Here is a 12,099-nt window from a genome sequence, read left to right as displayed (position 1 = left end):
GAGTATACACAATCGGTAGGGGCGACCGGCCGTTCGCCCCTACCTGCCGAATCGCGGTTTAATGAAACCCCTACAAGATAAGCACCCTATGGGGCTAGAAACTCGGTTTCTAATCAGGTTTGTAAGTATTCTAGAAGTTGTTCGCGAGACCATTGACCGAGTTTTAGCAATGCGTTAGCAAACTTCCCTGTGGGAAGGGCGATCATTTTTGGCTTGATGGCTAAGAGTTCTTCATCAATTTCGGTAAATTTGTCCTTTAAAAAGGCATCGATGAGAGTTTCTCGCTCTCCTTCCCGTTCCCTGGCAACTTCTTCTTTGTACAAGTCAGAAGATCTAATCCGTTCTTTTTCGGCAAACTGTCTCGTTTGTATTTCAAGGTCTGGAATGGCTGGAAATTGAGACCATTCCTCACGAAACAGAAAAATTTTATAGATAGATGCTGGTACTCCTTGTAGATAAGGTAAATGTCCTTTTACCGCTTTTTCAGGATCGAAGATCAATTCATTAGACCTAATCCAACCTCGATCGTTATACCAACCGACAATATGTCCCAGATCTGTAAAGACTACATCTCTAGATTCCAGGTTGCCTCCCACTTGCTTATAAAATTGACTTTGAAGACTAAAGCCAAATTTGCCATGACTATATTTCAGCCAAAGACGCTCAATAATCTGCAAATCTTCAGAGCTAAGTGTTTTCCAGTCATCTAACCCGATATAACCCAAACCCTTTTTCTTTGCCACCTTAACCAAATGTAAGCATGTTTCTTCGTGCGCTTCTTTCCATCGTCCATTCCTGAACAGAAAATCTAACCGTAGATAATCTTGTCCAGAAGAAGATTGTAAGGGGATATCATCTGAGGGTGCATCCGGTTGAGTCCCTGACTGCAAGGGTTGAGTGTCAGCAGGGGGAGCAGGTTGTGCGGGTATCGTATTGGATAAACCAGATGCTTTCATCTGAGCAAGCTGTGCTTTTAGATTGTCCTGTTCTGTCGTTAACCGATCCACCTGTTCCGAAAGTTGGATCAAACGCACCTCAAAACGAGTTTCTACCTCTTCCATAGTCTTCTCCAAGGGGATGTAGGATTGAGTTAGGGATGACCTGATGTTACCGTGACGATCGCGATCGACCCCATCCATGAGTATATCAGGATTAGAGCAATATTAAGCACTGGCTCATGGTGAGGGCGGGTTTACACAATTGATGTATTTGTATCCTAGATTTTGGTATAACCCGCCCCTACGGGGAATGAATGGGGTTGAAATTATGGTATGATCAACGGTGCTTCGGTTCTGGTGGGGAGCAGCCATCAGAGGTAACGGGGAAAGCTTGGTGTAAATCCAACACTGTCCCGCAACTGTAAGGAGATGGAAAACATCTACATCATCTCTAAGTCAGAATGCCCGCCAAAGTGAGTCTGTTTAATCACTATTCTGCGAGGCACAGAATCATGCATAAAATTCCCGTAACCATTATCACTGGATTCCTGGGGGCAGGGAAAACGACCCTGATTCGCAATTTACTCCAAAATCAGGAAGGGCGCAAAATCGCCGTTTTAGTCAATGAATTTGGTGAAGTTGGCATTGATGGGGACTTATTGCGCTCCTGTCAAGTGTGCGATGAAGAGGAAGACCCCAATAATAATATTGTGGAACTCACCAATGGCTGTCTGTGTTGCACGGTGCAAGAGGAATTTTATCCCACCATGCAAAAGCTCTTAGAGCGACGAGATCAACTCGATTCGATTGTAATTGAAACTTCTGGACTGGCACTACCTAAACCTCTGATTCAAGCGTTTCGCTGGCCGGAAATTCGCAATGGGGCAACTGTAGATGGGGTGGTGACGGTGGTGGATACCCATGCTTTAGCCACGGGAACTTTAGTGGGAGATTTAGACGCACTGGAGGAGCAGAGAAAAGCCGATCCAAATTTGGATCATGAAACTCCGATTGAGGAATTATTTGAAGATCAATTAGCTTGTGCGGATTTGATTTTATTGACGAAAACTGATTTAGTCAATGAACCTGGCTTAGAACAAGTACAAAACTGGTTAAAACAGGAAGTTTCGCCTTCTGTTAAACAAGTGGCTTGTCATCAAGGGCAAATTGATTCTCAAGTCTTATTAGGCTTTAATGCTGCTGTTGAGGATAATCTAGACTCTCGTCCCAGTCACCACGACCATGAAGAAGAGCATGAGCATGACGATCATATTAATTCAGTTGAGGTCGTGTGCGATCGCACCTTCGACCCCAAGCAACTCACCCAAACCCTACAACAGTTTGTCCAAAACCATGAAATTTACCGGATTAAAGGCTTTGTCCAAGTCCCCAATAAACCCATGCGCTTAGTTCTCCAAGGTGTTGGAAACCGCTTTGATACCTTCTACGACCGCCCCTGGAATACCGATGAACCCCGACAAACCCGCCTCGTCTTCATCGGTCGAGATCTAGAGCGACAACCCATCGAAAGCCTGCTAGATGGTCTAAACTAATATCCAATCCTTAAAGGGTTGTTACTTTCTGCGTACTGGACTGTTTCATCTAAAATAGTGCTTTGTTTGTAGTAAGCACGAAGAGTGCTTAAAAGCCTAGCTGGAGATTGCTCAATCCCTCACTACAAACAAAAGCTAGTGCATCAAATTAGATGAAACAATCCACTACTAGAAAAATTTTCGCCACCACTGTATGAGGTCTCCAGGGAAGCAAATTCCGGGTCATGATTCTGAGGATTGTTCCGTAGCCACTTCAGACGCAGACGATTCGGAAGCAACGGACTCAGAATCAGACTCTTGAGAAGCTGGCTTCGGTTTCAATGGATAAGGCTTCCCACTGGGTTTACCCTTCCCTTTTGGTTTTCTATCTTTTAATCGATCTTTGATCTTTCTGGCTTCGAGGACAACCAATGTCTTGCCCTCACGCCCCAACATAAAATCCCAAAACTCCCCTAAAGTATTTTTCGGTTCGCTCGGTAATATCCCCTGAAACGTTAACTTAAATGGCTTTTCTAGCTTAGAGCTGGGATCTTTCCGATTGGGATTAATACGAACTGCAATTTTGCCCCCATAATTAAAAATAATCTGTCCCCGTACTGAAAAGACATCACCACTGAGGTTCTCTGGGATGGGATTCAGGGCATTGCGAAGAATAAAATGATAGCCCGCTTCGCGATCGGGTTTAGTCCAACAGCGAAACCAATGGAACTGCTCCAAATTATCATCTTTTTCCAGCCACTTAAAAAAATAGCCCCAACGGATGGAAGCGGGGAAGAACTGATTATCCTCAGTAACAATTAATCCTTTGAGCTGGAATCCATTCTCATCAGGTTGAGGGATATATCGTCCCCAAATTAAACCGGTACTCCGATATTGGATATCCGACTCTGGAGGACAAATAAGGTTACTAATGTTACTCTTATCTTGACTATTGGACAAGGTTCTTTTCAGGAAGTAAGGTGGACGACTCCCTCCAAAATCCAGAGGGGAATAGGGAGGGACAATTGAAGGGCCCACTGGAAAGCTGAGGATTATTTTCCCCAAAAGTGAACCTGCTCCATTGTACCTTGTGAAGGCAACTACAAGGGCCATGCTCTAACCCCTTTGAAGGTCTACGAAACTGGGAGTCGTTAGCTATTGCCTTATTTATCACTTACAGTGTAGGGTGAGAATTAGTTATTAAATTTAATTAAATCTATATATCCTAGCTCTGATCGGGGCGTTCTTCCTCAAATGGCAAGCAAACATATATTAATAATCGATGATGAAATGGACATTCGAGAAATTGCTCGGATTAGCCTAGAAAAGTTGAGAGGTTGGCGGGTAACGGGTACAGCATCTGGATATGAAGGGGTAGAGTTGGCACAACAACACCAACCCGATGTGATTCTCTTGGATGTAATGATGCCTGAGATTGACGGTAAAGAAACTCTAAAGCTCTTAAAAGCAAATCCTAAAACTAAGCATATTCCCGTGATTTGGTTGACTGCTCAAGTTCAAATGACTCGTCGTGAAGCCGCTGCATCCGGAGGTATTGGGGTATTGATCAAGCCTTTTGATCCACTGGAATTACCGAATCAAATCGAGGAAGCTCTAAATTTCCAAACAGAGGAATGATTCAGATTGGTGCGTTTATCACTGAGTCTAATTTAAGTAAAATTGATTGCAATTTGGGGCTTCGCAAGGCTCGAAGGATTGCTGATTCTTTCACAAGAATTTCATATTTCCTCTCTAAGGTAAAGGTGATCATGACTAAACGACTAACTCATTGGGGCGATCGCGATTATGGATAAAGAACATCTTCAATCCACTCCCCCGGATTTCCACCCTGAACTCTCGATGGATGAAGCAATTATGCTCCTGAGTCACGAACTTCGCACACCTCTAACCTCCATTCGAGGTGTGGTTCGGCTGATGCAAAGTGGCCATGTTACCCCAGAATCAGCAGAAGGCAAGTATATGTTGTCCATGGCCATTAAAAATATTGGTCGGTTGGAGCGCTTGGCTCAAACCATTGAACAGCAACCCACCCTTCCCCTAACCCTGTTTAAGAAAGAAGATCTAGAAAAAATTCAATTAGAACTCGATCTCAAGCAAGCAATTGATAAACAAGAGTTAAGCCTCGTTTATCAGCCAATTGTCTCTTTATCTCCTAGAAAAGTAATGGCCTTTGAGGCCTTAATTCGTTGGCATCATGGGGGGAAAGGTTTGATTTCACCCGCTACGTTTATTCCAGTGGCTGAAGAGACGGGTCTGATTCATGATATTGGCCAGTGGGTGATTCGTCAATCTTGCAGTCAGCTTAAGAGATGGAAGCATAAACTGCCCTCAGATTATTCATTACTCATGAATTTGAATTTGTCCCCTCTCCAGTTGCTTCATCCTCAGTTTTCACAACAGTTAAAATCCTTAATTCAAGAGTTACACATTAGTCCCCATGAAATTCGTTTAGAAATCACGGAAACCATGTTAATGGAAAATCTGGAGGTGGCGACCAATACCATTCAAGAATTGAGGGATTTTGGATTTGAGTTTGATATTGATGATTTTGGTACCGGTTATTCTTCTTTGAGTCGCCTCAAAAATTTGGCGGTAAATGGTCTAAAAATAGACCGATTTTTCCTTAAAGAGAAACAGTGGAATTTAATTAAAGCGATCTTACTCATTGCCTCTGACGTAGGCTTGGATGTCATCGCTGAAGGAGTAGAGACAGAAGAAGATTTTGAAAAACTCAAAGAATTAGGATGTCAGTATTTTCAAGGCTATTTCTTTTCTAAACCGGTTGATGAAAACTTAGCGATCGCCTGGATGGAAAATCAACTCTCTTGTCCCATTGGCTAGTGCCCACTACTAGAGCAAAGTGCTTAATACGGTTCATCCGGATGAGTATATCCCAAGTGCTTCCAAGCCGCAGGTAAGGCGATTCTACCGCGAGAGGTGCGCTGCAAAAAACCTATTTGCAGGAGATAAGGTTCATACACTTCTTCAATGGTTTGGGCATCTTCTCCTGTCGCAGCAGCTAGAGTTTCCAAACCTACGGGCCCCCCGCTAAAATTCTCAATCATGGCACTTAAAATCAGTCGATCTGTCCAATCTAAACCGCAAGGATCGACATCATAGAGTTCCATGGCTTCAGCCGCTATTTCTTCAGAAATTGTACCCAGTTGTTTGACTTGGGCATAGTCCCGGACTCTGCGTAAAAGACGGTTGGCAATGCGGGGAGTGCCGCGCGATCGCCGAGCGATTTCCGTCGCTCCTTCGGGCGTGATTTCTGTGCTTAAAACTTTAGCCGCCCGTTCAACAATTATGCTTAATTCGTCTAATTCATAAAAGCGCAATCTTTGCAGTAATCCAAAGCGATCGCGCAACGGAGAGGTTAACGCCCCCACTCGCGTGGTTGCCCCTACCAGAGTAAACGGTTTCAGGGGAATGCTGCGTGTTTTCGCCGTTTTCCCTTTACCAACGGTAACATCTAAGCGAAAATCCTCCATCGCTGGATATAGTAATTCTTCCGCTACCCTAGAAAGACGGTGAATTTCATCCAAAAACAGGATATCTCCAGCTTGCAAACTCACCAATAAGCCGACAATATCGCGGGGACGCTCTAAAGCTGGGGCAGCACTAATTTTGCAGGTTACGCCCATCTCGGCTGCTAAAATTAAGGACATCGTGGTTTTGCCCAATCCTGGTGGACCATAGAGTAATAAATGATCTAGCGGTTCTTTTCTCGCTTTCGCCGCTTGAATCGCAATTTCCAATACACTTTTCAGGTCTTTTTGTCCCACATAATCGGCTAATCGGTGGGGACGTAACTTTTCTTCCTGTTTGTCCGTTTCCTCTAAGTTCGCTTCAGGTTGTAATAGGGATTCATCAATCTCCGGTTCTTGGCGCTGGGCTTGGTAGTTTTTGCGACCTGAACGCATTCGCCGTTTTTTGGGATCGGGAGAGGATTGGTAGGAAGACTCAATGGCCATAATTGGGGAGTAAATGCGAAAAGACAACAGGCAAGTGACAAACGGCAGAGTAAAATAACAATATTTAGAATTTCCGATACCGAAAGGTCAACGATCGCGATTAAACTTGAGATTATGTCTTATCCCTCCTTAACTGTGCCAGAAAATGTCAGCTTTGAACAGGCGATCGCCGTCACTCAAGCGTTTCTTGACCTCCTGGAAAAGGAAGAATTAAGCGAAGATGTCATTCAAACCACCATCAATGAGTTAGTGAAGACGGAAAACGGAGCCAGAGGATTTTTTGTCACCTATCTAACCGACAAACGATCGGTGAGCGATCGCCCCACTTCTGGCGTAATTGAAGGATTACAGACCTCTCCAGAAATCGTCAGTGAATTGCTGGTCAAAAATGTAGCGATGTCTACTGCCATGGCGATTACCCATACACGCAATCAAGACCTGGAGATGGCAGGCAATTCCCAACAAGTCAAAGAGCGTACGACCCATCTGATCGCTCAACTCCAACTTCCCGAAGTTAAAACCAGAGCCAAACAGCTCTGTGAAACTGCCCAAACTGGAACAGGAGAGTATCAAAGTTTTCTGGAGCGCTGGGGATATGATGTGGAGCAAAAACAAGCGATTCAAGATGCTCTAGGTGACTTGAGTTCGTAATCAATAGGTGCGATTTTCAGTCATCCGTAGCATCATCTTCGAGATTCTGTTGATTGAGTAGGATATCCAAGATACGACGATTCTCTGTTTGCAGTCCGCGAGTCTCTTCTTGGAGTCTCCGAATCTCTTCTTGTCGTTGATCCATTCTCTGAAATAACTGTCGCCGTTCCTCCCCTGCTTCTGCTACAGCATTGGCTAAAGCTTGAATCACACGAGCATTACTTTCAATCAGGCGCTCTTGCCTCTCGGCGGCCCTCGCGTTACTTTCAAGAATGCGATCGTGGCTCTGGACTTTTTCAAATAACTGTTGCCGCTCTTCCCTAGCTTCTGCTGAGACCTGGGTTAAAGCTGCCATCATACGACTATTGCTTTCGATCAGATCAGCTAAACGGTCTAACCGCTCATCATCCCAGCGCTCTGTACTCATCAATATATCTCCTTTAATTGCCTACTTTTAGCTTAAATACAAATCACAGTTGAAGAGGCGATCCGTCCCATGCCATTCCCCCATGGGACTATTTATGGTCAAATGGGAAGCATGTTGATAGGTCTAATTAGCAGATCAGACCCAAAAAAACCTCAATAAACTCTAAAATCCATAAAGGAAGTAATCCTTCCTTTCACTGGAATCGCGAGGAAAGATGAATTTAGGAATTGACTTACAAAGAAGTTTTATCGAATTACTGACTAACTTCGGTCTCCCTCAGGGAGCAGCAAAAGCCCTGTGGATTCCCCTACCGATGTTAGTGGTTCTGGTGGGTGCAACGGTGGGTGTATTAGTCACCACCTGGTTAGAAAGAAAGGTATCGGCTGCCGTACAACAGCGTATTGGGCCCGAATATATGGGTCCGTTTGGGGTCTTAGTCCCAGTTGCTGATGGTCTGAAACTGCTGTTGAAACAGGATATTATTCCCGATAAGGCCGATCCAATTTTGTTTACCCTGGGGCCAGCGCTGGTGGTGATCCCGGTCTTTTTGTCCTTTCTAATTGTGCCTTTTGGAGAAAACTTAATGATCTCCAATGTGGGAATTGGGATATTTTTGTGGATTGCCCTTTCCAGTGTTGCCCCCATTGGCTTGTTAATGTCAGGGTATGCCTCCAATAACAAGTATTCCCTGTTGGGAGGATTACGGGCAGCCGCGCAATCGATTAGCTATGAGATTCCCTTAGCCTTTTGTGTACTGGCGATTGTCATGATGTCCAATAGCCTCAGTACCATCGATATTGTGGATCAACAATCGGGTTATGGGATTCTCGGCTGGAATGTCTGGCGGCAACCGGTAGGATTTATCATTTTTTGGATCGCTGCTTTAGCTGAATGCGAACGCCTACCCTTCGATTTACCGGAAGCAGAAGAAGAATTAGTGGCTGGATATCAAACAGAATACGCAGGCATGAAATTTGCCCTGTTTTACCTGGGTTCGTATGTAAACTTAGTACTTTCTGGTCTTCTGGTTGCTGTTCTATACTTAGGGGGATGGGAGTTTATTATTCCTATTGAGCAAGTCGCCCAGTGGTTGGGAATACCCGAAACGACTGCCTGGTTACAAGTGCTGATGGCGAGTTTAGGGATCGCGATGGTGATCTTCAAAACCTATTTACTGGTCTTCATTGCTGTTCTGTGTCGGTGGACTTTGCCCCGTGTACGGATTGACCAACTCTTAGATTTAGGATGGAAATTCCTCCTACCGGTTTCTTTAGTCAATCTTCTATTGACAGCAGCCTTAAAGTTAGTCTTTCCCTTTGCCTTTGGCGGATAGTTGAGAGTGACCTGTTTTGTGTCGTTACGAGTGGTTAATCCATCATGTTGAAGTTCTTAAAACAAGTCGGTGATTACGCGAAAGGGACGGTAGAAGCAGCGAAATATATTGGTCAAGGCCTCTCGGTGACATTTGATCATATGCAACGTCGTCCCATTACCGTGCAATATCCCTATGAAAAACTGATTCCTTCGGAACGGTATCGGGGACGGATTCACTTTGAGTTTGATAAGTGTATTTCCTGTGAAGTTTGCGTGCGGGTTTGTCCGATTAATCTCCCGGTGGTCGATTGGGAGATGAATAAGGAAACGAAGAAAAAACAACTGAAACACTACAGTATCGATTTCGGAGTTTGTATTTTCTGCGCCAATTGCATTGAATATTGTCCGACGAATTGTTTGTCTGCGACGGAAGAGTATGAGTTGGCGGCCTACGATCGCCACGAGTTGAACTATGATAATGTGGCGATGGGCCGCATTCCTTATAAAGTCACCAATGACCCCATGGTTCAACCGATGCGTGAATTTGCTTATCTGCCCAAGGGAGTCATTGACCCTCATACCGTATCCCATAGGTCACGAGGGGCGGGACTGCGGCCAGAGGAAATTCTGGAAAAATCGGAAACACCAAACAAGGATTAAAGAACGTGAATTTAGCTGAAGGGGTTCAATTGGTCTCATTTGGGCTGTTGGCGATTATGGCGATCGCCGCAGCCCTCGGCGTAGTCTTACTGAAGAATATTGTCCACTCTGCCTTTTTGTTGGCTGGAGTGTTGATCAGTATGGCTGGGCTGTATCTGTTACTCAATGCGGGGTTTGTGGCAGCCGCTCAAACCTTGATCTATGTGGGCGCAATTAATGTCCTCATCCTGTTTGCCATTATGTTGGTGAATAAACAGGAAGACTATCAACCCCTGGTTCGGGGGTGGATTCGCAAGGGTGCAACGGCTGCCGTGTGTGGGGGGTTGTTTGCCCTCTTGGGTATGATGGTTCTGCAAACGCCCTGGCAACTCTCCACAGAGGCGATCGCCGGGGATAGCGCAACAGTGCTGATCGGTTTGCATTTCTTTAGTGATTTTCTCCTGCCATTTGAGTTGGCTTCTGTCCTCTTATTGATGGCTTTAGTGGGGGCAATTATTCTCGCCCGTCGGGAAGAAATTCCTGACCAACGTCCCCAAGGTAGAGAGATTTCCGATATTTTACAATTGCCGGAACGACCTAGAGAATTGGTCTCATCGAGTAAAGAAACGGAATCTTAAAGGCGAACAGAGCTAGTTCATTGATTGGGAGAAGTGGAAACACAATGGTTTTACAACTTGAATATTTTTTGCTCATTGCAGCCGCCCTATTTTGTATCGGTATTTATGGCTTGATTACGAGCCGAAATGCGGTACGAGTGCTCATGTCGATTGAGTTATTGCTCAATGCAGTTAACTTAAATTTGATGGCGTTTTCTAATTTCTTAGATCCCCAAGGCATTCGCGGCCAAGTGTTTACGGTATTTGTGATTACCGTAGCCGCAGCCGAAGCAGCAGTAGGCTTGGCGATCGTGCTATCGATTTACCGTAACCGCAATACGGTGGATATGGAGCAGTTTAACTTACTCAAATGGTAAGAGTGATGTTGGGGTTGGTTAACCCAACCCCAATAGCACCTGGCAATGGTAACAAGTAATAGGCGATAGCCAGATTTACTTCATTACTAATAATTAATTAACCGGAACTCAGGTTAAGCAGAAGGTAGTAAAGCTTATTCCAAGTGAACTCTAGGCTCCTGGGTTTAAGGGCAATAGGCAATCAACCCAAAAATCAGGTTAACAAAACTGACAATATTTAATACGAAAGGCGATCACTGTTTAATCAGATCCACACATGAGAGGGCATCAAAGGTCAGGGCTGCCAGATAATTGGATTAAATGATTGAGGTGATCGCCTTGGATGACTTTGTTAATTTTCTGTTACGGTGTACAACTATATTGAGGCGAACACACCGGTCAGCCGGTGAGTGACTCATGATGATATAGCAGTGGAAGGATAGGTAAGGCATTTTCTATGGCCTTTTGCCTCAAACCATACCCGACTATCCTAACCAACTCATTCACTGCCATACGGCTGTACACCTTAGTTTGAGTATTCTCTCTATGCACTATTGTCCTACTGCATCAGTTTCCCCGGGTTCAACTCAGAACAATTCTAAGGGTTCTGCACTCAAAATTATTGCCTTTGGAGATAGTCTGGTGTACGGGTTTGGAGATCTCGAAGGTGGGGGTTGGGTAGAACGCCTGCGCCGCTCGTGGATGGCTCCAGAGACTGCGGGCCATGTGGTTTATAATTTGGGTGTAAGAGGTGATCGCACCCCACAAGTCGTCCAACGGTTAGAATGCGAGTTTTGTCGTCGGGGAGAGTTGCGTAATCGACTTCCCGATCTGTTAATCTTATCCGTAGGATTGAATGATTCCGCTTGTGTGTCTCGTCCCCACGGACGCAACTATACAGATTTTAATAAGTTTCAAGCAGAATTAAGTTACTTATTGGATCAATCCAAAGAACTCTGTCCCGTTCTCTATGTGGGCATGATTCCGGTTGATGAATCCAAAATGCCCTTTTTAGACTGTTTGTACTATAACCACGAACAACAATATCGCTACAAGGAGGCTACGCGCCAAGCTTGCGAACAGCGCCAAATTCCCTATTTAGATTTGTTCGATCTCTGGACGCAACATTCCCTCAATTGGCAACAAGAGCGGCTTGGCCCCGATGGACTACATCCGAATGTGTTAGGATACCAAACTATTTTCCAACAAATTTGTCAGTGGGAACCCATTCAGAGATTAGATCGGGGGACTATTCATTCTCAAGGGTCTCAGCAATTACTCCAATGTAGTGCTTAGAACCGATTGGTCAGAACTATCGATCGCGATCTGTCGCAGGATCTTCGGGGAGGTCGGTGAGATAGCCATCTTCCATATAAATAATGCGGTCGGCAATGTCGAGAATACGATTGTCGTGGGTAACGAGTAAAATTGTACACTTCTGCTCGATAGCCAGCTTTTGCATGAGTTCGACTACATCACGACCGGATTTCCTCAAGGGGTGACAAGGTAGCTCAAAGGTCGCTATGGCGACCTTTTTCGGTGGTATTTTGCTGAAAAGATCAACTGAAAGCTGGCGAACGCTAAAAGAGGTAAAGTGGTCGGGTAGAGACCACCAAAAATGTAAATGTTC

General features: G+C 44.8%; 13 protein-coding genes, 1 pseudogene and 1 riboswitch. Of the genes and pseudogenes, 9 read left to right on the top strand and 5 right to left on the bottom strand.

Features of this window, described 5'->3' with window-relative positions:
• Window positions 1-113: 113 nt before the first annotated feature.
• The gene (locus tag PN466_RS00660) at window positions 114-1,061 is read right to left on the bottom strand and encodes a GUN4 domain-containing protein (protein ID WP_271936121.1); all 948 of its coding nucleotides are present in this window, start codon (window positions 1,059-1,061) and stop codon (window positions 114-116) included.
• A 209-nt stretch (window positions 1,062-1,270) separates the two neighbouring features.
• Window positions 1,271-1,425: riboswitch (cobalamin riboswitch) on the top strand.
• A 25-nt stretch (window positions 1,426-1,450) separates the two neighbouring features.
• Between PN466_RS00660 and cobW the strand changes: the two genes are divergently transcribed.
• Window positions 1,451-2,491, top strand: a complete 1,041-nt coding sequence (cobW, locus tag PN466_RS00655) for a cobalamin biosynthesis protein CobW (RefSeq protein ID WP_271936120.1) — start codon at window positions 1,451-1,453, stop codon at window positions 2,489-2,491.
• A 222-nt stretch (window positions 2,492-2,713) separates the two neighbouring features.
• Here cobW and PN466_RS00650 read toward each other — a convergent pair whose 3' ends face one another.
• Window positions 2,714-3,583 (bottom strand): hypothetical protein, encoded by an 870-nt coding sequence (locus tag PN466_RS00650; protein WP_271936118.1) that lies wholly within the window; start codon window positions 3,581-3,583, stop codon window positions 2,714-2,716.
• Between the two features lie 141 nt (window positions 3,584-3,724).
• Between PN466_RS00650 and PN466_RS00645 the strand changes: the two genes are divergently transcribed.
• Complete coding sequence (locus PN466_RS00645; RefSeq protein WP_271936116.1) at window positions 3,725-4,108, top strand: response regulator; 384 nt, start codon at window positions 3,725-3,727, stop codon at window positions 4,106-4,108.
• Window positions 4,109-4,276: 168 nt separating this feature from the next.
• Window positions 4,277-5,332 carry a putative bifunctional diguanylate cyclase/phosphodiesterase gene (locus PN466_RS00640; RefSeq protein ID WP_271936114.1) on the top strand — a complete coding sequence of 352 codons (1,056 nt, stop codon included), beginning with the start codon at window positions 4,277-4,279 and terminating at the stop codon, window positions 5,330-5,332.
• A gap of 23 nt (window positions 5,333-5,355) precedes the next feature.
• Here PN466_RS00640 and ruvB read toward each other — a convergent pair whose 3' ends face one another.
• Window positions 5,356-6,465, bottom strand: coding sequence for a Holliday junction branch migration DNA helicase RuvB (gene ruvB / locus PN466_RS00635; protein ID WP_271936112.1), 1,110 nt, complete (start codon window positions 6,463-6,465; stop codon window positions 5,356-5,358).
• Between the two features lie 114 nt (window positions 6,466-6,579).
• On the opposite strand from ruvB, the gene PN466_RS00630 reads away from it, so the two are divergent.
• Entirely contained in the window at window positions 6,580-7,116 is a 537-nt protein-coding gene (locus PN466_RS00630; protein WP_271936111.1) for a hypothetical protein, read from the top strand.
• 16 nt (window positions 7,117-7,132) lie between these two features.
• Here the strand turns inward: PN466_RS00630 and PN466_RS00625 are convergent, their stop codons facing one another.
• On the bottom strand, window positions 7,133-7,543 hold the full coding sequence (locus tag PN466_RS00625; protein ID WP_271936110.1) for a hypothetical protein: 411 nt from the start codon (window positions 7,541-7,543) through the stop codon (window positions 7,133-7,135).
• 214 nt (window positions 7,544-7,757) lie between these two features.
• Between PN466_RS00625 and nuoH the strand changes: the two genes are divergently transcribed.
• The 5 genes from nuoH to PN466_RS00600 all read left to right on the top strand — a co-directional run bounded on the left by nuoH (window position 7,758) and on the right by PN466_RS00600 (window position 11,765).
• Entirely contained in the window at window positions 7,758-8,876 is a 1,119-nt protein-coding gene (gene nuoH, locus PN466_RS00620) for an NADH-quinone oxidoreductase subunit NuoH (RefSeq protein WP_271936109.1), read from the top strand.
• A gap of 47 nt (window positions 8,877-8,923) precedes the next feature.
• On the top strand, window positions 8,924-9,517 hold the full coding sequence (ndhI, locus tag PN466_RS00615) for an NAD(P)H-quinone oxidoreductase subunit I (RefSeq protein ID WP_271936123.1): 594 nt from the start codon (window positions 8,924-8,926) through the stop codon (window positions 9,515-9,517).
• Between the two features lie 5 nt (window positions 9,518-9,522).
• Window positions 9,523-10,134, top strand: a complete 612-nt coding sequence (locus tag PN466_RS00610) for an NADH-quinone oxidoreductase subunit J (RefSeq protein WP_271936108.1) — start codon at window positions 9,523-9,525, stop codon at window positions 10,132-10,134.
• 44 nt (window positions 10,135-10,178) lie between these two features.
• Window positions 10,179-10,490, top strand: coding sequence for an NADH-quinone oxidoreductase subunit NuoK (nuoK, locus tag PN466_RS00605; RefSeq protein WP_271936106.1), 312 nt, complete (start codon window positions 10,179-10,181; stop codon window positions 10,488-10,490).
• 525 nt (window positions 10,491-11,015) lie between these two features.
• Window positions 11,016-11,765 carry a GDSL-type esterase/lipase family protein gene (locus PN466_RS00600; RefSeq protein ID WP_390889955.1) on the top strand — a complete coding sequence of 250 codons (750 nt, stop codon included), beginning with the start codon at window positions 11,016-11,018 and terminating at the stop codon, window positions 11,763-11,765.
• A gap of 16 nt (window positions 11,766-11,781) precedes the next feature.
• On the opposite strand, the pseudogene PN466_RS00595 reads toward PN466_RS00600, so the two are convergent.
• A pseudogene (locus PN466_RS00595) lies at window positions 11,782-12,099 on the bottom strand (hypothetical protein); the annotation flags it as partial.

The sequence above is a fragment of the Roseofilum reptotaenium CS-1145 genome (assembly GCF_028330985.1).
Classification (GTDB): domain Bacteria; phylum Cyanobacteriota; class Cyanobacteriia; order Cyanobacteriales; family Desertifilaceae; genus Roseofilum; species Roseofilum reptotaenium.
The sequence above is the reverse complement of the archived record's forward strand: the minus strand, read 5'-3'. Positions and strand labels throughout refer to the sequence as shown.